Source organism: Acinetobacter sp. VT 511 (assembly GCF_001077515.1).
In the GTDB taxonomy this organism is placed as follows: Bacteria; Pseudomonadota; Gammaproteobacteria; order Pseudomonadales; family Moraxellaceae; genus Acinetobacter; species Acinetobacter schindleri.
The window spans coordinates 1-20,608 of the sequence record NZ_LFRE01000047.1; the positions used below are offsets into that span (position 1 = coordinate 1).

Consider the following 20,608-nt stretch of genomic DNA (forward strand, 5'->3'; position numbering starts at 1 on the left):
CAAACTCTTCAGTTTAAAATCAATAGTGCTTTATTCAAAACACCAAATCTGGCTCATCAATTTTCTGACATCAATTTCTCAAATAAACTTCGAGTAATTTCTACCATCAATCAATGAAAATAATTTCGATCAATCAACCAGTAAAAATCCACACAAGTTGTTCTTCATAATCTTTTAATGATCTTACTTAAAACCTCGTCAGTCTTAAGTTCCAACCCAATCACTTGACCTTTCGTTTCATGCATTGCGTTGGTGTGCTGCGTATTCTATACAGTTTCACAATGAGCGCAAGTGCTTTTCATAAAAATATATGAAAATATAATTTGGTCGTTCATTTTTTACTCTGAATGCGTATTTTTAGCAGCTTTAGGTGCGTAAATCCATCATTCTGGCCTGAAATATATTTTCAAAGTGTAACCTTTAGCCCTCAAACTAAAAAAGATCGGTATAAACCGATCTTTTTCATGTTTTTTTAATTCCCTTGCTCTGCTAGCCATAACATAAACTTCCGACGCTCTTCTTTAGATGCTTGTTGCCAAAGCTGAATCAGCTTTTGGTCAGTAGGAGTTTTTATTGCTGTTTCAGCTGAATTTAGATTTGCTACCATTGGTGATACCACTGCCTGTGCATAAACAGGCGCAGGCTGATTTGCAGGAGCAACTGTTTTAGTTGTCAAGTCTAGTGCTTTACCTAATACACTTTTACCCAATAATGGTTTGGTTTCACTATTTGCGCCTGACTGTTGTACCAACAATTGATTTCTGGCGTCATATAAACCAATGATCGGTTGGTCTTTATATTTTTGTGCAGTATCAAAATCTTTAGGTGCATTAATCAAAGCCAAACGATAACTTTCGCCATCTTTTAATTCAGGTGTTTTAACTGTTACTACATCCGATTTTAAAATGTCATGGCTGTTATCATTATGCTGGAAGAATTCAATATAACGTACACTAATTCTATTTGAACCCGGATCTAGCTTATAAGTCTGTTTTTTACGGATTAATCCACTATTCACTTCTCGCTCATTCACCCCGACAATCTTGATTTCTTCTGGTGCCGTCAAGGTCACTGCTGAAAAAACAGAAGTACTTCCCATTAAAGTCGCAACTGCGATCATAATACGTAAATTCATTCGCTTCTTTTTCCTGATTATTTAAATCTGCTTGCACTATGCCGAGTATACGTGACAATTTTATGATAAATCACTTAGACAAACAGCCAAGACTTTAAGCATATATTTATATATCCATCTGATTTATTCAGCTAAGCACTTTATCTTGAATGAATACAAAATAAAAAAAGGAGCACCGAAGCACTCCTTTTTTTATTATTTAACTCAATTAATTAAAAGTTTTAAAACGCTCTGCATCATCCATAAAGGTTTTTTCACCTGCTGGTGCTTCGATCGAACCAAACACAAGTTGGGCACGTAGCTTCCAGTTTGAAGGCACATCAAAAGCAATTGCAACTTCATCATCAATGATCGGATTATAGTGCTGCAAAGAGGCACCAATATTTTTCTCCGCTAGCGCTGTCCAAGTGGCAAATTGGGCAATTGCTGAAGAATGCTCTGACCATACCGGGAAATTATCTGCATATAATGGGAATTGTGCTTGCAGCTCTTTCACTATTTCCTGATCTTCATAAAATAAGGCTGTACCATAACCCGCTGCAAAACTGTTAATTTTATTATTTGTTCCTTCAAAGGCATCAGCTGGAACAATTTTCTTTAAAGTATCACGAACAATATTCCAGAAACTTTGATGCGATTCACCAAACAGGATCACCACACGAGAAGTTTGCGAGTTAAAAGAAGATGGGCTATGACGTACCGCTTCCTTAATGGTATTTTCAACTTCTGTCTGATCTAGGCTTACATTATTACCAATTGCATAAATGCTGCGACGTTGTTTGATCTGATCTAAAAATGCCATGAAGAACCTCTTGTATATCTTGTCTTGTTCAAAGTTGATAAAGAAAGATTAATCTTTTTATCACCCAAAAACAGGCGTATATAAAAAACGTAGTGTTTTATTTATAGAACAATAAGAGGATTTTTAATGTTTAATATTTGTATTGAACCCACTGGCAAACATTTCCAGCGGGTTCTTGGTCTTTATGATTTTAGGTAAATATGTGGAAGCGATCCTGAAAGTTAGGATCTGGACGGGCTTCTGCAGGCTGCTCAATAGAACCAAAACAAAGCTGGGCACGTAGCATCCAGTTTTCATCTATTTTAAAATGTGCTGCAACTGCCTGATCCACCATTGGATTGTAGTGCTGTAAGGATGCTCCTAATCCTGAATCTGCAAGTGCTGTCCAGACAGCAAACTGCGCCATACCCGAAGTTTGCTCAGACCAGACCGGGAAATCTTCAGCGCTCATTGGCATTTTCTTTTGTAACTGCTGAATAATTGTCTGATCTTCATAAAATAGAACAGTTCCAAAGGCAGCAGCACATTGATCAAGCTTGATTTCAATTCCTTCGAATACCTGAACAGGCATTTCCTGACGTTTGACCTCTTTCACGATTTCCCAGAATTTATAATGTGAATCACCAAACAAAATCACGATTCGTGCACTTTGTGAATTGAATGCTGAAGGACAACTACGTATCGCAGCTTGGATCAGTTCAGCAATATACGCTTGGCTATAATGAACTCGTCTTCCTAAAGCATAAATACTACGGCGCTTTTTCAGCTGATCAATAAAAGTCAGCTCATCTCCCTGTACAGTTTTGCTTTTTTTGAAAATTTAAAATCTTTCGTCAGGTCTGCCGTGAGTACATGCCCAATCTTATTTAATAACGCCATTTACACTTCCCCCCAATCAACACATGCCTACCAATAGGTGGACTTGTTTATTGTAAAGGTTTTGACTAAAAGGCTTATGACATAAGCTTTCAAGCCTGTTGCTTTTTACAGCAAACAATCGACCTAAAAATAAAAAACTCCGCGCTAAGCGGAGTTTATGTGACTTATTACACGCTTATTTATTTTCAGTTTCAAATAATGCAGCCACAAATGACTTGGCAGAGAATGGACGAAGATCGTCAATTTTCTCACCTACACCAATAAAGCGGATTGGCACATGGGTACGACTGGCAATGTTAAACAGCACACCCCCTTTCGCAGTCCCATCCAGTTTGGTGATCGTAATACCCGTCAGACCGACTGCTTCATCAAACATTTCTACCTGATTAATGGCATTCTGACCTGTACCCGCATCCACAACCAGCATCACTTCATGCGGTGCAGTTGCATCAATCTTCTGCATCACACGTTTCACTTTGGTCAACTCTTGCATCAGATGGCTCTTGTTATGCAAACGGCCTGCTGTATCAGCGATCAGGACATCTACACCTTTGGCACGTGCACTTTCAAAAGCATCAAAAATAACAGAGGCAGAATCGGCACCATGACCTTGAGCAACTACGGCGATATTATTGCGCTCACCCCAGATTTGCAGCTGTTCAGTTGCCGCAGCACGGAAGGTATCCCCCGCTGCCAGCATGACTTTCTTGCCTTCGCCTTGTAAACGTTTTGCCAGCTTACCAATGGTTGTGGTTTTACCTACACCGTTTACACCGACAACCAAAATTACATAAGGGCTTTTGTTCGGGTCAATATGTAACGGTTTTACACGCGGTGCCAATAAAGCCACCAGTTCTTCCTGAAGCGCTTTATATAATGAATGAGAGTAAATCAGGTCTCCACGTGCTGTACGCTCTGTCAGATTGGCAATAATGGTCTTGGTTGCATCTACACCAATATCTGCAACCAATAATTGCTCTTCTACTTCTTCTAGTAATTCGTCATCAATTTCTTTGCCACCGATGAGGATATTGACCATACCATCTGCAAAGTTTTTGCGGGTCTTGGTTAAACCTTCCTTCATACGGCTAAAGAAACCGCCTTTAGGAGCAGATTCTTCACTCGGTATTTCTGTTGCGGCAGGCGCTGAAACAACGGCTTGTTCGCGTGGCGTTTCTATAATTGGCACATTGACCGCAGGTAAACTCGGTAATGTGACATCGTCATCTCCGATATCAGCATCAATCAAAAATTTGTTTTGCTCATTAGATTGCTGTTGCATGCCGAATCCTTGAAAAGCATTGCGTTAAAAAATGGGATTCTACCATAAGTTATAAGGTTTTAGCTTTAGATTAAGATTCCATTTCTACTACACCAAAAAGCAACAGCACCGGTTTGCTTTCGATTGCACAATTCTTAAAATGGCTTATAAATACATCTGCTTATTTTGGAATATCCAGTGTTCAAATCACTTATTTTTATACACGCTCGTCCAATCCAGTTTAAGCGATACATGTATTCGCTTGGTACAATACTGATATGTTTAAGCAGTAGTCAGCTTCAGGCACAAACTACAGAAAAAGCCAAATCTGAACTGACGCGTAGTACCTTTGAAACTACCCTGAAAAATGGTCTAAAAGTCATTATCCGGGAAGACCACCGTGCACCGATGGTCATGACCCAGATCTGGTATAAAGTCGGCAGTGCGGATGAATCCGGCAACACTCTGGGTATATCACATGTGCTGGAACATATGATGTTCAAGGGCACCAGCAAAGTTCCAAATGATGAATTTACACGGATTAGCCGGATTTATGGGGGCAGTATTAATGCTGCAACCTTTACCAATTACACCAATTATTATCAGCTTTATCCCAAGGCCTACTTCCCGATGGCGCTCGAACTCGAAGCTGACCGTATGAGTAATCTGCTGCTACGCCAACAGGATTTTGAGCCAGAAATCAAAGTGGTTATGGAAGAGCGCCGCCAGCGCACCGAGGACAATCCTCGTTCACGTGCCTTTGAACGTTTTAAATGGATCAGTTATCCCACCAGCCATTATCGCCAACCGGTGATTGGTCATATGAAAACCCTGAACAATATCCAGCTGAACGATGTAAAGCAGTGGTACAAGACCTGGTATACGCCGAACAATGCGATTCTGGTGATTGTTGGTGACGTAGAGTCTGAACAAGCGCTGTTACAAGTACAGAAATACTTTGCTGACACACCTTCACGTGCCACACCGCAACGCAATGATGTACTTGAGTTTGAACACTTGGGCTATCGTCACATGGAAATCAATACCGATGTGCAAGTGCCCAACCTGTACATGACCTGGAATGTCAAATCACTGGCTTCCGCAATCAATCCGCAGGATGCTTATGCCCTGACAATTATCCGGAGTTTGCTGGACAGTGGTATTTCCTCAAGGCTGCAAGATCGCTTGGTACGAGACCGCAAACTACTGACTTCTGTCAGTGTGTCGTATGATCCGTATAACCGTGGTGACAGCCTGTTTAGTATTTCTGCATTACCTGCAAATGGCGTCAGTTTTGAAGATGCGCAAAAAGCCATTCAGGCAGAAGTTGATGCATTAAAAACTGAAGATATTCCCAAGCATGAACTTGAACGCATCACTACCCGCTTTGTCTCCAATCTTATTTATAATCAGGATAGTATTGCTGGTCAGGCTAAAATGATCGGCAATCTGGAAGTGAACGGCTTAAGTTACCGACTGATGGATGAACTTCCTAAATATTATGAAAATGTCAGTATGAGCGATATTCAGCGTGTCGCGAATAGCTATTTTATTCGTGAAAATCTCAGTACCTTATACCTCGCACCGGAAACAAAATCACAATGATGATCAAGTTCAAGTCTGCATGTTCGAATAGTTTATTAATTGTTGCGTTGAACTGTGCTTCTGTGGTCTGGGCCGAAAGTGTTCAAAATACAGAAGTTATACCGGAAGATAATCCCACCCAGTTGCAATCTATTCCCTTGCTACAAAGCTTAAAGAATCTGAAGAATGAAAGACAGTTTCATGCACCTTATGTACATGAGCTGAATAATCGCTACAAAGTACGTACGCTGTTTGTCGAAACCAAAGATCTGCCGATGGTCGATATTCAACTAACCTTTAATGCTGGTGCAGCACGGGATGAGGAAATTCAGAAGGGTTTGTTTGGTTTGGCCAGTATGGCAGCCAAACTGATCCGGGAAGGAACCGATACATATACTGCGCGGGAAATTGCGGCTGTTTTTGATCAAAGTGGCGCACAATTTAGTGCACAGGCATATCGGGATATGTTTGTCATCCGCCTACGTGTAATGTCTGATCCGAAAAAACTGGAACCCGCACTGGCAATGATGATGGAAGTACTTAAACATGCTTCATTTAAAAATCAGAGCATCAGCCTGGCTGTTAGCAACACCAATGTTGGTCAAAAACAGCTACAGGAAAATCCAGGCCGCTTAATGGATATCCGCTTTTATAGAACCCTATATGGTCAGCATCCTTACGCACAGCCAATCACAGGCACCATTGGCGGCACTCAAAAAGTAAATCCTGAACATTTAAAGAAGTTCCGTGATCAGTTTCTGGTTGCGCAAAATATGAATATTGCGATTACCGGAAAACTTAGCCCCAAAGAGGCCTTAGACCTGTCAGAACGCATTGCAGGAAATTTCAAGCAAGGCACACGAGCAAAGTTATTGCCTGATCCACAGCTAAAAAATGATATTGAGGTAATCCATATTCCCTATAACTCAAGTCAGGCTCATGTAATGTTCGGGCATCTCGGACCCAGTCGCTTTAACAAAGATAGGCTGGCTTTAGAAGTTGTGAATCGTATATTTGGTGGTAGTGGCTTTAATGCGGTATTGATGCAGGAGTTAAGAATCAAGCGTGGCTTTACTTATGCTGCTTACAGCACTTTTAGCTTTACTCAGGCACCGGGTGTATTCAGTTTCCGCTATGCGACCCGTCAAGACCAGCTATTAGACAGTATTCAGGTCGCGCATCAGGCATTGATCAACTTTGTAAATCAGCCGATAGATACTAAACGACTGGAAGAAACCAAATCTGGCATGTTAAGGGCATTTCCAAATAACTACAGTAGCAATGCTACCATTAACGCCCAGCTCGGAACGATGGGATTCTATGCAGAGCCACGCGATTATCTCGTCACCTATCCAGAACGATTAGCCAAAATCACTTCAAAAGATGTTGAAAATGCAGTAGACAAACATCTGCATCCAGACCGTTTAACCGTAGTGGTGGTCAGTCAGACACTGGATAAAGATAAACTAAAAACAGCCTTAAAAGCGAATTTAACAAGTACGGCTACGGCTGAGGAATTAATACTCACACCTTAAATTTTAAGGCTGATCCGCTTTTACTGCAGGTAGCTGATGTGCACGGACTGATTCCTGCTGGTATGCCTGCATCAATTTAAGATATTGTCCACGATAAACCGCTGGCCGCTCAAGCAAGGCTATAGCCATATCTTGCGTTTGTGGTAACTGTTGCTGTATGGAAAGTTGCTGAATTTGTTCAGATTGAACCGTAGTGACAGGACGATAAAGTGCAATACTTGCCAGCACCATAATAAATAAAAAAATAAAAATAAAAACGCTGTTATAAATTTGCTCCAGCGTTAATTTGGACAGAAATATCCTGATTTTTTCTACGTCAATAGCCATACACTACCTCTAATTCAAAGTAGTGTATGGCTGCATTGCAATAAGTTCAAGTAATCAACCGGAAATTCGCCTGATTTGCAGACGGCTTACTTTAGTTGAGTATTGCCTGTTCTATTTAAATAAAGCGATAAAAACGGTACTTCCCAGCATACCCGCAGTAATTGCCAGAATCAGGAAGATAGCAAACTTGCTCAGCCCAGACTCTGCACTGGCTGGGTGCAGGCGGTCGGGATCGGCAAGACGTACCAGTTCTGAATTATAAAGTTTGTAGAATTGTTCACGCTGATTCTCGTCTAGCTGACGGGTAAAATCATAGACTGCTTTACGCTGTGCCAGACTATACTCCCCTAGATGGATTTCTTTATGGAAAATAGCTGCATCTAATTTTTTCCGGTGCAGTTGCGCCAATGCCATTACTTGGCCAGCTGTCGGGGGAATATCAAAATCAATTCCATCTAATGTGCGCGACATGTTATTCTCCTTGTTGTTAGCTTAATAGTTACTTCTTATAGTAATAAAAAATATATTTGATGATAGTTTAATCATGTAAACTACATAACAAAAATAAAATTCGATGAAATAATTGACTTTTCACCCATTCTGTAATATTAGTTTAACATTACTCAGTTATATTTGTAGTTAGACTAAAAAGTCTATCCGTAATCATAATTAAAATTAAGGAGTTTTTATATGATTCAACAATTCTCTCCACATGAACTTGAACATCTGTATGCTGAAGCTGTGAATACAATCCAGTCACAAATGAATTTTTCAGATGCTGTCAAACAACTTGAAGATGCTGCACGTGCAGGCCATGGTAAAGCGGCGCTTTTTTTAGCTGAACTTTATTATCAAGGTTTCCGTGTCGAGCGCGACTCAATGAAAGCCCAATACTGGCAAAACATGGCCACCATGCAAGCCTAAAAAAACGTCACCCCGGTGGCGTTTTTTTTATAGTTACAATATTACTTATACATGATGAAGCATTAACATAACGATTTCTTGCAAAGCTGAAACAGTAATTTCATATAGTTTTCTTACAATGACAGCGTTGTTCTACGATAGCTTGATCATAATGAAAATGCCAAATATTAAAGATATCCAACCACTGCCTAAGGACCTTGCGGTCAAAATCACCATCCTGAAATCGATGATGTACTGCGGGGTACTTTGGGGACTGTTTCATGAAGGCTGGGGCATGATGCGCGATCAGGATGAAACCCTGTTCCCGTTCTGGCTTAATTCATCTCATGCGGCAAATTATGCCAAAAAGAACTGGCCAAATTATACTCCGCGCAAAATCACACCTGAGGATTTTGAGCGGGCACTGTTACCCACCTTGCATCGTCTGAATGTCACTCCTGTTCTGGTACGTGGCAGTGGCAAACAGATTAAGCTGACAATTGGACAGGTGCGTCATTTCTTTTTTTCAGGACAAGGGCTGCACTTCGCTGCATAACATGTTATTTATAGAGTCAGCACAGCAATTATCTGAAGATAAACAGCTTAAACTTCAGGATAAATAATAACAGCTAAGGACTTAATAATGACGAATGTAGCGCAAGTACTCAAAGACAAGCCCTCTCAAGAAATCTATACCATTCATCCAGAAGCAACGGTTCTTGAAGCCATTACTTTAATGGCAGATAAAGACATCGGTGCGATTGTAGTGGTCGAAGAAGATAAAGTGGTCGGAATTCTTTCCGAACGTGATTACACTCGAAAGATTGTGCTGATGGAACGTACTTCCTTTGATACGACTGTCAGCCAGATCATGACTTCTAATGTAATCATGGTAGATTGCCACACTTCTGTACCGGACTGTCTCAGCTTAATGACCAATAAACATTTGCGTCATTTACCAGTGGTAGAAGCAGGAAAACTGGTGGGATTGGCTTCAATTGGTGACTTGGTTAAAGCAGCCATGAATGATCAGCAAATTTTGATTGATCAACTGCAACAATATATTTCGGGTTAAATATTAATTCAAAAAGCCCTTTTGTAATGACATTAGACTAACAAAGAAATGATAAACATAAAAAACCGCTCAATTTGAGCGGTTTTTTTATTTACAGCTATAGCTAGATTAGTTGAGACCTAACTTTTCAGCCACATAGTCAGAGTCTTTATCACCACGACCTGATAGATTCACAACAATTTTCACATCTTCTGGCAATTTACCTGCTTCACGAATCGCCCAAGCCACTGCATGTGAACTTTCCAGCGCAGGCACAATACCTTCTACACGTGATAAAGTCATAAAGGCATCCAGACATTCCTGATCTGTTGCCGTCGTATATTCCACACGACCCAAATCTTTAAGCAGACTATGCTGCGGACCGATACCCGGATAATCCAGACCAGATGCAATTGAATGCACTGGTAAAGGTTCACCCTGCTCATCTTCTAATACATAACATGCCATACCATGAATCTGGCTAGGCTTACCTAAAGTGAGCGTTGCAGAGTGTTTGTCAGTATCCAGACCATGACCTGCCGGCTCCACACCCACCAGTTTTACTTCTGGTTCATTTAAAAAAGCGGTAAATGCGCCCATCGCATTGGAACCACCCCCTACACAAGCTACGATATAATCCGGGTTTGCACCAAAACGATCATTACTTTGCACCTTGATTTCGTCCCCAATGATCGACTGGAAATCACGCACTATCATTGGAAATGGATGCGGCCCTACTACCGAGCCGATTGCATAGATGTAGTTTTTCGGGTCTTTTAAATATTCTTCAAAGGCACTATCTACCGCATCTTTCAAGGTAGCCGTACCACGAGTGACTGAAATCAGTTTGGCACCGAGAATTTTCATTTTACCACGTTCGGGTGTTCTTTCTCGATATCCACCTGCCCCATATGAATTTCACATGGAATACCAACCAATGCACACGCCGTTGCCAAAGCAACACCATGTTGCCCGGCACCTGTTTCAGCAATCACTTTGGTTTTACCCATATATTTGGCAAGTAGTGCTTCACCCAAGCAGTGATTGATCTTGTGCGCGCCAGTATGGTTCAAGTCTTCACGTTTCAGATAAATCTGGGCACCGCCGAGCTGTTCAGAAAGACGTTTGGCATGAAATAAAGGACTTGGGCGACCGACATAGTGGACAAACAGGTCTTTCAGTTCATTCTGAAATTCTTCAGTCTGACGAATTTCCTGATAGGCCACATTAATATCATCCATGGCCTGTTTCAGATCGGGTGGAATAAACTGACCGCCGTAGTTCCCAAAAAAACCCTCTTCATTTGGCAATGCAATACCATTAATTTGATGATCCATAGCGATCCTTAACAATCTGGACTAAATTTATAAAAACTACTTTATATTAAAATGTTTTGTTTTAAAGGACTAATAACTATAAATAAAGTCATCAATAGATAAATGGAATCAGCGCGCCAGATATTTGGTCATATCTTCAATGCCTTTTAGGGTCATTGGATACATATGCTTTTCAAAGATCTGCTGAATCAATCCGATGGTTTGCGTATAGTGCCAGTAACGCTCTTCTTCCGGATTTAACCAGGCCGTTTTTTCAAAATGCTGACGCAGACGCTGTAACCAGACCTGTCCTGCTTCATCATTCATATATTCCACCGAGCCTCCCACTGAATGCAGCTCATATGGCGCCATACTGGCATCACCAACCACGATTACCCGATAATCGCGACCATAAGTATTCAGCAGATCCCAGGTATTCATACGGGTACTGGAACGACGAAAATTATCTTTCCAGACATAGTCATACAAACAGTTATGGAAATAAAAATATTCCAAAGTCTTGAACTCGGTTTTGGCAGCACTAAACAGTTTCTCACACTGGGCAATGTGTGCATCCATGGAGCCGCCCACATCAAATAGCATAAGCACTTTGATGCGATTACGGCGTTCCGGCACCAACTGCACATCCAGAATGCCCTGCTTTGCTGTTTCACGAATGGTACTGTCAATATCCAGTTCTTCAGCAGCACCCTGACGGGCAAACTTACGCAGGCGACGCAGTGCCAGCTGCATCTGACGGCTACCCAAAATCTGTTCATCATCCAGATTACGGTATTGACGCTGTTCCCAGACTTTGACTGCTGAACGCTTACGCCCCGGCCCGCCAATACGCACACCTTCAGGATGATCGCCATAAGCACCAAAAGGTGAAGTGCCGCCAGTGCCAATCATCTTGTTGCCGCCCTGATGTTTTTTATGCTGTTCACGCAAGCGCTCTTCCAGCATTTTCATCAGTTCTTCCAGTGAACCGGCTTTTTTCAGCTCTTCGCGCTGTTCTGGTGTCAGATGCTTTTCCAGTAGTTCCAGATCAAACCAGTCTTTGGGCAGCTTATGCACCTGATTCAGCAATTCATCCAGATCGAAAGTGGCGATCCCATCAAAATAGTCTTTCATGGCACGATCGAACTTATCGAAATAGCGCTCGTCTTTGACCATGACGGTTTTGGCCAGCTGATAGAACTCGTCCTGATCGGCAAAAACAATACCTTCAGCAACTGCCTGATTCAGGTCAATCAGCTCACGGGTAGATACCGGTACACCGTATTTGCGCAAGGTATAAAACAGTCGCACGAACATGCGTGTTTCTCCCTTAACGGCGTGACATGAATGCTAGGCGTTCAAGCAGCTGGACATCCTGCTCGTTTTTGATCAGCGCACCATAGAGCGGTGGAATGGCTTTAGATTTATCGGCATTACGCAATACATCTTCTGGCATATCATCTGCCATTAACAGACTTAACCAGTCAATTAATTCAGAAGTTGAAGGTGGTTTTTTCAGGCCTGGAACCTGACGTAATTTAAAGAATACTTGCAATGCCTCATTTACCAAGGTTGCTGAAATATTCTCGAAATGCACATCAATGATGTCACGCATGGTCGCTTCATCAGGAAATTCGATGTAATGGAAGAAACAGCGACGCAGGAAAGCATCCGGCAATTCCTTTTCATTATTTGAGGTAATGATGACAATTGGACGCTGTTTTGCAGTAATAGTTTCGCCTGTTTCATACACAAAGAACGACATCTTATCGAGCTCATGTAACAGGTCATTTGGGAATTCAATATCTGCCTTGTCGATTTCATCAATCAGCAATACACAGCGCTCTTCACTGCTAAATGCTTCCCACAGTTTTCCTGGCTTGATGTAGTTTTTGATGTCATAGACACGGTCATCACCCAATTGACTGTCACGCAGACGCGATACTGCATCATATTCGTAAAGGCCTTGCTGGGCTTTGGTGGTGGACTTGATGTGCCAGGTGATGAGTTTCATTCCCAGGCTTTCAGCCACCTGTTCTGCCAGCAGGGTTTTACCTGTACCCGGTTCACCTTTGACCAGCAGCGGTTTTTGTAAACTGCGTGCGGCTTTGACAGCCAATTTTAAACTATCAGTTGCAATATACTGACTTGTACCAGAAAACTGTTGATGATCCACAGACATGATTTAACCTTATTTTTTTATTTACAGTGGTGAAGTTTTTTTGTTTACAGCAATCTTTGCTTTATTTGTTACATAGCTTGACCAGCAATAGCCGATCAGTGAAGCAATACCAATCACAAACAGAATGAGTGAGGCATTGATCCAGACCAGTTCTTGTTCCTTGGTCAATACACCAAATATCAGTCCGAAAATCGCCGGGGCTAATGAGGCATTCGGACCTTCGGATACTGTCGGCGTTAGCAGGATGGCAAACACTAAAATCCAGAGAAAGCCACCTGCCGGTTTTGGCAGGCGCTTAGTCACGCCATACCAGCACAACAGTGCAATTATACTGCCTATCAGGTATACCGCGATGGCAATCGATTCTTCAGGAATTGAATCTAATACAGTTACATAACCATTCATTTCACAACTCCTGAATAAACATTAAGCACCACGAAGACCTTCTGGTTCTACAGCATTCGGGTTAATCAAACCTTCAGGCGGCATTTGCAGGAAGAAACCACGGGTTTCAATCGAGTCGATCACGTGCAGCACATTAGCACGTGCCAGCTTGCGGGTTTCGCTCAGTTCAAGATGCATGACAAAAGTCGCACGACCAAATGCTACGCGGACAGCTTCGCCCAGTACGTGAAGTGGATCGAAAGTTTCAGCTTCATTTTCTTCAGCTGGACGAGCCACATAAAGGTACATTTCATCCTTTTTGCTCGATTTGTAGATAGACACTTGCATGATTTTGATTTAGACAACAATTTAGAAAAATCAGTAGCAAGGATACCTTAAAACGTCACCTGAGGCATTAGCCATAATTAACGCATCAGTCGTGATTTTGTATAATTGCTCTTTCTTTAATCAGTTTTGCAGTTAAGTTTCTATCCAGGTTTTAGTCGACAACTTTCATCTGTCTAGAAAGATAGGATTCATCCTGACGTAGCAGTTCAACCAGGGGCTTGGTCAGATGGTCATAACGCCAGCCAAGTAAAAATTCCGGCAAATCCTGTTCATCATTGTGAAAAACAACATGCTGATACAACGCATTCATCCATTTTTTACGCATCAGGACTTCTTTCGGGATAGAAGTTTCATCTACAACATTTTGAATGATGGCATCAACTTTTGTACCGACTTCACTTGAAGAATGACGGATTGGACGTGCCAGACGTAATGGCCACTCGGATTGATCTGGCAAGAATTTCAGCAGGTCCAGAATCATCTTGCCATGATCACGAATAATATTGGCACGCAGATCTTTCACAGTGCTGAGCTGGAACATATTCTTAGGGTTCTTCTCCACCAGATTAATCATAGCCGAGTTTTTCATGATGAAACTGCGCGGAATATTCAGTGCCTTGGCAATCTGCTCACGCCATACTGCAAGCTGCTGTAGCTGCATCAGCTGACGGCGTGAATGACGATAGTTGCCAACATCCTGATATAACAAGGCCGTTGGTGTTTCCTCGCCAATTTCCCGGGTCATGAAGCGACAATCTTCCAGTGCCAAGTCTAACAGGTGCTTTTGTTTCAACTCCTGCTTGATCTGATCACCTAAGTGCACCAGATAATGCACATCATTGGCTGCATACAACAATTGTTCATGACTTAAAGGACGTGCCAACCAGTTTGAACGGGTTTGATCTTTTTCAATTTCCACATCCAGCATCTGCTTCAAGGCATTCTGATAGCTGACCTGTAAACCATGCCCCAGAAACGCCATCCCTACTTGGGTATCAAAAACATTACTCAGAGATTTTTGCTGGGTATAGTGATAGATCAGATCAATGTCTTCTCCACAGGCATGGAAAATGTTCTGTTGTGCTGCAAAGAGACGCTTGAAGAACTCGGTCAGATCCAGGGTCGTACCGTCGAGCAGATAGACATTGCCACAGACATTAATCTGGAACACACCAAGTTTCGGCCATAAAGTATCGACCTTGATGAACTCTGTATCCAAAGCATAAACCGAGCTTTGATCCATTTGTGCGAGTACTTGATCGAGTCCAGCTTGATCTTGAATAAATTGAAACATAAATGACTGAATCAGCGTAATGTGGATGTCCGAATATAGTTATCTTAACTGATATTTATAATATTTATGATAAAAAAATAAACATTTAGCTATAAAATTTCGCAATAACAATATCGATAAATTAAATGAATATTCTCATATTTTTTCTAACTTGTTCTTCTCTTTAGTAAAACGCATGCAGAGAAACAGGTTTATTTCATCCGCATGCGGTTATGTACAGCTTGGCTTAAGGTATGGCTGTCTACATATTCCAGTTCACCACCTTGTGGTACACCCTGGGCAATCCGGGTAATCTGAATCGGTAAATGCTTACTGGCTTCCATGAGGTAGTGCGCAGTGGCCTGTCCTTCTACAGTTGCATTTGTAGCCAGAATCACTTCACGAATCTGACCTCTGTTTAAACGCTCGAGTAGATATGGAATCCCAATTTCTTCAGGCCCAATTCCATCTAGTGGTGACAAATGTCCACCCAGTACATGGTATTTACCACGAAAACTGCCACTCTGCTCAATAGCCATCACATCCGCTGGTGATTCCACCACACAAAGCAGCTCATCATCACGTTCAGTTGAGGTGCAGATATTACAGACTTCATCTTCAGTGAGTGAATGACAGATTGAACATTCATGAATATGGTTGGTTGCTTCAGTCAATGCATGTGCCAGACCAATCGCACCTTCACGGTTTTTCATGATCAGATGCAATGCCATACGCTGGGCCGATTTGGGCCCAACGCTTGGCAAGATGCGTAATGCTTGAACCAGTTGATCAAAACGATCACTAAACATTGCGCAAATTTCCTTAGAACAGGCCAGCCAGACCTGGAGGTAAGCCCATGCCCTGGTTTGCAGACTTCATACGTTCTTCTGAAATTGCTTCAGCTTGGCGTGCCGCATCATTCATTGCAGCCGCGATCAGATCTTCAATCATATCCGGATCATCCTGTAGAAGTTCTGGATCGATCTGAATGCGTTTTACCACATTACGTGCAGTCATCGTTACTTTTACCAGACCACCGCCTGCTTCAGCATGAACCTCTACCAGCGCAAGCTCTTCTTTGGCTTTTTTCAGGTTGGTTTCTACTTCCTTTTGCATGCGCTGAGCTTGCTGCATCAACATGTTAATGTTCATAAAAATCTCCGAACATAAATTTATAAAAATTAGATTAGATCTAAACCGCGTGTAATGTCACGGATAATATCATCAATATCTTCCAAACCAACAGAAACACGAATTAAACCCTCACGAATACCTGCAGCTTCTTTTGCTTCCGGTGAAAGTTTCCCATGCGTTGTGGTTGCCGGGTGGGTAATCGTTGATTTCGCATCACCCAGGTTACCCGTTATGGAAATAAACTGAGTATTGTCGATGACTTTCCAGGCACCTTCACGACCACCCTTCACTTCAAATGATACGATACCACCAAAGCCGGTTTGCTGCTTTGCCGCCAGCTCATGACCTACATGCTCAGGCAGGCCTGCGTAGTACACTTTTTCTACTTTTGAATGTGCATTTAAGTATTCAGCCAGTTTCTGTGCACTTGCGGAGTGTTCACGCATACGCAGACGTAAGGTTTCCAGACCTTTTAGGAACACCCAGGCATTGAACGGACTCATAGATGGACCTGTGGTACGCACATAACCGAAGATTTCTTCAAGCAATTTGTGATTACCGACAACTGCACCACCCAATGCACGACCCTGACCATCCAGGTACTTCGTAGCTGAATATACAACGAGGTCAGCACCAAATTTGATTGGTTGTTGTAATACAGGTGTACAGAAGCTGTTATCAATTGCCAGTAATGCATCATGAGCATGTGCAAGATCTGAAAGCGCCTGAATATCAGCCACTTCAGCCAGTGGGTTAGATGGAGATTCTACAAAGAACAGTTTCGTTTCGGGCTTGATTGCATTTTTCCAGGCATCGACATCAGTCAGGTCCACAAAATCAACTGCCACACCGAACTTGCCTACATACTTTTCAAACAGAGAAACCGTAGAACCAAATACTGCACGTGAACAGATCACATGGTCACCTGCTTTCAGGAAGGCCATTGCCACTGCCATAATCGCAGCCATACCCGAACTGGTCGCTACGGCGCGCTCAGCACCTTCAAGCGCAGCCAGACGTTTTTCAAACATTGCTACCGTAGGATTGGTAAAGCGTGAGTAAATATTGCCAGGTTCCTGACCTGAGAATTTTGCTGCCGCTTCAGCCGCATTTTCATAGACGAAAGAAGATGTCAGGAAGATCGGTTCTCCGTGCTCACCCTCAAAGCTACGTGTATGACCGGTACGGATGGCTAAAGTATCTAATTGATAATCGTCTTGTTGGCTCATCGCTCTAATTCAGCCCTGGCGGACTGCCTGTTGTAAAAAATTGCCAACATTTTGAGCGCCTATGCTATTTCAGGTCAAGGCATAATAAGCAATTATTGCCTAGACTTCGATCACTCCCTACCGGACACGGACAATTTATCTTTATGATTCAGTTAAAACAAAATCTGCAACGTCAACAGAAAAAACTCAAGCACCTGCGTGCGCGGTTTTTCAACAGCTCCTCACTGGTACTGTCTCAAAAAACCCCGTTTGAGTACATCAAGGAAACTGAATTATATAAAGTCCGGCATTATCCAGCACCTGAAAGAAAGTTTAAGGAACCTTTGGTATTTGTTGCGCCGCTGGCGATTAACATGGGTATTTATGATCTGTATCCCTACCGTTCATTAGTAAAGCATTTCCAGCATAGCGGTTTTGAAGTATACCTGGTGGAATGGAACCGTTTCAGCTTCAAACACAAAGAGCTGAATTTTCTGTCCTTTATCGATCAATCCATTCCAGATGCCATAGAGCATATTTGTGAACATGCAGACAGTCCTTATATTTCCCTGCATGGCTGGAGTATGGCAGGTGTCTTTGTCACCCTATATACCGCGCTACACTCTCCAGAGCATGTGAAAAACCTGATGGTCATGGGCAGTCCAATTGACAGCTATGCCTCTGGCCGAATCGGCAAACTGTTTGAAACCACCAACAAACTGATTTCACAAAATCCAGCCCTGCGAAATACCGTACATAAGGGATTAATCCCCAAACAATATATTCATACGCCAGGTATTTTGAATGCCTTAGGCTTTAAACTGCTGGATCCTGTGGGCTGGTTCAAAAGTCAGAAACAGTTTTTGCTGAATCTGGAAAAACCCGACCATGTCTATGAACATGCCACCATGGGTCATTTCCTGAATAAAATGATCGATTACCCGGGTGGAATCAATCAGGATATGGTGCTGCACCTGTGGTTACAGAATCCTCTTAAAGATGGTTCGATTAATCTGCATGGCAATAAGATTGATTTAAAAAATATTTCCTGCTCACTCATGGTCGGTGCTGGTTTGACGGATCAGATTGTTACCCGAGAAGCTGCAGAACCACTCACCCAGCTGACCAGCAGCAAAGATATTACTTTTACCCTGATTCCAGGTGGGCACCTTGGTTTAATGTCAAATCAAAAGACAGCCAACACTTTTTGGCCTAAACTAACCACCTGGCTTGAGCAGCGTTCTACTCGACTAGCGCAATAATTCGAGAGATGCCCTCAAGCTTATAATTTTTAATTAAAAGATTTTGAGGGTTATCATGATTCAATCAGTTGCATTTCTTGGCTTGGGTGCTATGGGCTATCGCATGGCTGCGCATTTACCAAAGCATTTTGATACGGTCTATGTCTGGAACCGTACTGCTGCCAAGGCAGAGCAGCATGCAACTGAATATGGTACACAGGCAGCAAGTCTGGAACAGGCCGTCCAGGTAGATGTAATCTTCTCCTGCTTACCTACCAGTGCCGATGTTGAAGCTTTAGTCCAAGGTCTGGAATTAAAAGCAGGCAGTATCTGGGTCGACTGCACCAGTGGTGTACCTGATGCCGCTCGTCGTCTGGAAGAAGCTTTAGCAAATCAAGGCGTGATTTTTCTGGATGCGCCCGTCAGCGGTCAGACGATCGGTGCTGAAAATGGCACTTTAACTGTTATGATTGGGGGTAGTGCAGCAGGTTTTGAACAAGCCCTTCCCGCGATTCAGGCTTTCGGCAAGCTGATCAAGCATGTTGGTGAATCTGGCGCGGGCTTTGCAGTGAAAGCAGTCAATAATATGTTAATGGCTGTAAACCTGTGTGCAGTTGCAGAAGGCTTTATGACGCTGAAAGCGCATGGTGTAAGTTTGAATGAAGCACTGGAATGTATTAATGCATCAAGCGGTAAAAGTAACGTAACTGAGACCGTGATGCCGCAGCGTATTATGAACCGCAGTTTCCCGCTTACCTTTGCATTACCGTTACTTGCCAAAGATACAGGGATTGCGGTAGATCTGGTTCGTGATGCCAAGCTGTCTGCACCATTGCTATCGCTAACCCAGAACCTGATTCAGGCAGCTAACCTTCAGGCAGAAGAAAATAGTGACTTTTCTGCTGCAATAAAAATGTATGAATCATGGAGTAAAATTACTATTGAGTAATATATCGCCATTGAATCGTGAGAACAAAACCCAATATTGTGTTTAGGTATAGACACATGATTCAACACCAGAGGAAACTCGCATGAAAAAATTGACTGTTGCGACAGTGATGAGTTTTGCAGCATTGCTAGGGGCTTCAACTTCAGTTTTAGCTTCTGAACAAGAATGCAAAAAACTGAAAAATGATCATGATGTGATTTATGCTTCTAAGGGCTTCTGTTTTAAAGATCCAGATGCCAAAGCAAAGTATGGCAATGACAATTGCTACACAACCAAGCCAAAATTTTCAGAAAAAGAGCAACAACGTCTTGACGCGATCAAAGATCGTCAGAAAGAATTGAACTGTAAATAATTTAATTCAATGACGCTCAAGGAATGCCCTCATGACTTACGATGATCAAAATATTTTTGCACGAATTCTGCGCGGTGAACTGCCTGCAATCAAGGTGTATGAAGACGACCAAGTTCTTGCATTTATGGACATCATGCCTCAGGCAGACGGTCATACTTTGGTCATTCCTAAATCGCCTGCGGTGACGCTACTTGATCTGGATCCTGAAGTGGCTGCATATACCATTCAGATCGTACAAAAGATTGCCAAAGCCATCGAAAAAGGCCTAGGTGTAGAGGGTATCGTGCTGATGCAATTATCAGGTACCGCAGCGGGTCAGACCGTACCCCATGTACATTTCCATCTGGTTCCTACCTCTTTGCACAATCTGAGCAAACATGCCTTGGTCATGGGTGATCAGGAGAAAATCAAGGCGCTAGCTGAGAAAATCAAAGCAGCGTTATAATGCTAGATTAAACCGATATAGAAATGGAGCTTCGGCTCCTTTTTTATACCACCCAAAAAATGAAAAATATTAATCTTTGTGAAAGCCGATAAATAAAACAATTTAATATATTGATTAATAATAACTTTATTAAAATAAAACATATACTATTCATATTTTTACATAACGAAACATTTAATATATTTGAAATATTTCCTTAATCTTATTGTCTTATTTGTAATCGATACTTAGCACCAATACAGGACGGTAGCAAAATTTAACAAAGCTACCACAACATCCTTGTTAGGACCAAAACA

General features: G+C 42.2%; 22 protein-coding genes and 2 pseudogenes. 9 read left to right on the forward strand and 15 right to left on the reverse strand.

What is annotated here, in order from left to right; translation table 11 throughout:
* Window positions 1-472 precede the first annotated feature (472 nt).
* From ACS72_RS03350 to ftsY, 4 genes and pseudogenes are all read right to left on the reverse strand, one after another.
* Window positions 473-1,135 carry a DUF2057 domain-containing protein gene (locus ACS72_RS03350; RefSeq protein ID WP_008306641.1) on the reverse strand — a complete coding sequence of 221 codons (663 nt, stop codon included), beginning with the start codon at window positions 1,133-1,135 and terminating at the stop codon, window positions 473-475.
* A 208-nt stretch (window positions 1,136-1,343) separates the two neighbouring features.
* On the reverse strand, window positions 1,344-1,937 hold the full coding sequence (locus ACS72_RS03355) for a nitroreductase family protein (RefSeq protein WP_048881220.1): 594 nt from the start codon (window positions 1,935-1,937) through the stop codon (window positions 1,344-1,346).
* 190 nt (window positions 1,938-2,127) lie between these two features.
* A pseudogene (locus ACS72_RS03360) lies at window positions 2,128-2,816 on the reverse strand (nitroreductase family protein).
* Between the two features lie 175 nt (window positions 2,817-2,991).
* On the reverse strand, window positions 2,992-4,098 hold the full coding sequence (gene ftsY, locus ACS72_RS03365) for a signal recognition particle-docking protein FtsY (RefSeq protein ID WP_048881222.1): 1,107 nt from the start codon (window positions 4,096-4,098) through the stop codon (window positions 2,992-2,994).
* 231 nt (window positions 4,099-4,329) lie between these two features.
* Between ftsY and ACS72_RS03370 the strand changes: the two genes are divergently transcribed.
* Window positions 4,330-5,682 (forward strand): pitrilysin family protein, encoded by a 1,353-nt coding sequence (locus ACS72_RS03370; protein ID WP_048881223.1) that lies wholly within the window; start codon window positions 4,330-4,332, stop codon window positions 5,680-5,682.
* Complete coding sequence (locus ACS72_RS03375) at window positions 5,682-7,196, forward strand: pitrilysin family protein (protein ID WP_228156252.1); 1,515 nt, start codon at window positions 5,682-5,684, stop codon at window positions 7,194-7,196. The genes ACS72_RS03370 and ACS72_RS03375 overlap by 1 nt, the downstream gene beginning before the upstream one ends.
* Before the next feature lie 3 nt (window positions 7,197-7,199).
* On the opposite strand, the gene ACS72_RS03380 is transcribed toward ACS72_RS03375, so the two are convergent.
* Window positions 7,200-7,523, reverse strand: coding sequence for a hypothetical protein (locus ACS72_RS03380; protein ID WP_004815854.1), 324 nt, complete (start codon window positions 7,521-7,523; stop codon window positions 7,200-7,202).
* A 111-nt stretch (window positions 7,524-7,634) separates the two neighbouring features.
* Window positions 7,635-7,994: a hypothetical protein gene (locus tag ACS72_RS03385; RefSeq protein ID WP_004815853.1), complete on the reverse strand. Its 360-nt coding sequence runs from the start codon at window positions 7,992-7,994 to the stop codon at window positions 7,635-7,637.
* Window positions 7,995-8,213: 219 nt separating this feature from the next.
* Between ACS72_RS03385 and ACS72_RS03390 the strand changes: the two genes are divergently transcribed.
* From ACS72_RS03390 to ACS72_RS03400, 3 genes are all read left to right on the forward strand, one after another.
* Window positions 8,214-8,447, forward strand: coding sequence for a hypothetical protein (locus ACS72_RS03390; RefSeq protein ID WP_004815850.1), 234 nt, complete (start codon window positions 8,214-8,216; stop codon window positions 8,445-8,447).
* A 151-nt stretch (window positions 8,448-8,598) separates the two neighbouring features.
* Complete coding sequence (locus ACS72_RS03395; RefSeq protein WP_008304198.1) at window positions 8,599-8,982, forward strand: DUF2750 domain-containing protein; 384 nt, start codon at window positions 8,599-8,601, stop codon at window positions 8,980-8,982.
* Between the two features lie 87 nt (window positions 8,983-9,069).
* Window positions 9,070-9,501 (forward strand): CBS domain-containing protein, encoded by a 432-nt coding sequence (locus tag ACS72_RS03400; protein WP_048881225.1) that lies wholly within the window; start codon window positions 9,070-9,072, stop codon window positions 9,499-9,501.
* Window positions 9,502-9,609: 108 nt separating this feature from the next.
* Here the strand turns inward: ACS72_RS03400 and trpB are convergent.
* The 9 genes and pseudogenes from trpB to ACS72_RS03445 form a co-directional block, all read right to left on the reverse strand.
* Window positions 9,610-10,817 (reverse strand): annotated as a pseudogene (trpB, locus tag ACS72_RS03405) (tryptophan synthase subunit beta).
* A 108-nt stretch (window positions 10,818-10,925) separates the two neighbouring features.
* A complete protein-coding gene (locus tag ACS72_RS03410; RefSeq protein ID WP_048881226.1) occupies window positions 10,926-12,113 on the reverse strand; it encodes a VWA domain-containing protein in 1,188 nt (395 codons plus the stop codon).
* A 13-nt stretch (window positions 12,114-12,126) separates the two neighbouring features.
* The gene (locus ACS72_RS03415; protein WP_004815840.1) at window positions 12,127-12,978 is read right to left on the reverse strand and encodes a MoxR family ATPase; all 852 of its coding nucleotides are present in this window, start codon (window positions 12,976-12,978) and stop codon (window positions 12,127-12,129) included.
* Window positions 12,979-12,999: 21 nt separating this feature from the next.
* A complete protein-coding gene (locus ACS72_RS03420; RefSeq protein WP_004815838.1) occupies window positions 13,000-13,383 on the reverse strand; it encodes a hypothetical protein in 384 nt (127 codons plus the stop codon).
* A gap of 21 nt (window positions 13,384-13,404) precedes the next feature.
* Window positions 13,405-13,710 carry a YcgL domain-containing protein gene (locus tag ACS72_RS03425; protein ID WP_026056700.1) on the reverse strand — a complete coding sequence of 102 codons (306 nt, stop codon included), beginning with the start codon at window positions 13,708-13,710 and terminating at the stop codon, window positions 13,405-13,407.
* Window positions 13,711-13,861: 151 nt separating this feature from the next.
* Window positions 13,862-15,004 carry an HRDC domain-containing protein gene (locus tag ACS72_RS03430; protein WP_048881227.1) on the reverse strand — a complete coding sequence of 381 codons (1,143 nt, stop codon included), beginning with the start codon at window positions 15,002-15,004 and terminating at the stop codon, window positions 13,862-13,864.
* Between the two features lie 191 nt (window positions 15,005-15,195).
* Window positions 15,196-15,792 carry a recombination mediator RecR gene (gene recR, locus ACS72_RS03435; protein ID WP_004815833.1) on the reverse strand — a complete coding sequence of 199 codons (597 nt, stop codon included), beginning with the start codon at window positions 15,790-15,792 and terminating at the stop codon, window positions 15,196-15,198.
* A 13-nt stretch (window positions 15,793-15,805) separates the two neighbouring features.
* The gene (locus ACS72_RS03440; RefSeq protein ID WP_004815831.1) at window positions 15,806-16,135 is read right to left on the reverse strand and encodes a YbaB/EbfC family nucleoid-associated protein; all 330 of its coding nucleotides are present in this window, start codon (window positions 16,133-16,135) and stop codon (window positions 15,806-15,808) included.
* Window positions 16,136-16,164: 29 nt separating this feature from the next.
* On the reverse strand, window positions 16,165-17,346 hold the full coding sequence (locus ACS72_RS03445) for an O-succinylhomoserine sulfhydrylase (RefSeq protein ID WP_048881228.1): 1,182 nt from the start codon (window positions 17,344-17,346) through the stop codon (window positions 16,165-16,167).
* A 143-nt stretch (window positions 17,347-17,489) separates the two neighbouring features.
* On the opposite strand from ACS72_RS03445, the gene ACS72_RS03450 reads away from it, so the two are divergent.
* The 4 genes from ACS72_RS03450 (at window position 17,490) to ACS72_RS03465 (ending at window position 20,312) form a co-directional block, all read left to right on the forward strand.
* Window positions 17,490-18,587, forward strand: coding sequence for an alpha/beta fold hydrolase (locus ACS72_RS03450; protein ID WP_048881229.1), 1,098 nt, complete (start codon window positions 17,490-17,492; stop codon window positions 18,585-18,587).
* Between the two features lie 55 nt (window positions 18,588-18,642).
* Window positions 18,643-19,515 carry an NAD(P)-dependent oxidoreductase gene (locus tag ACS72_RS03455; protein ID WP_048881230.1) on the forward strand — a complete coding sequence of 291 codons (873 nt, stop codon included), beginning with the start codon at window positions 18,643-18,645 and terminating at the stop codon, window positions 19,513-19,515.
* Window positions 19,516-19,597: 82 nt separating this feature from the next.
* On the forward strand, window positions 19,598-19,867 hold the full coding sequence (locus ACS72_RS03460; protein WP_004815823.1) for a YARHG domain-containing protein: 270 nt from the start codon (window positions 19,598-19,600) through the stop codon (window positions 19,865-19,867).
* A gap of 31 nt (window positions 19,868-19,898) precedes the next feature.
* Window positions 19,899-20,312: an HIT family protein gene (locus tag ACS72_RS03465; RefSeq protein WP_048881231.1), complete on the forward strand. Its 414-nt coding sequence runs from the start codon at window positions 19,899-19,901 to the stop codon at window positions 20,310-20,312.
* Window positions 20,313-20,608 lie beyond the last annotated feature (296 nt).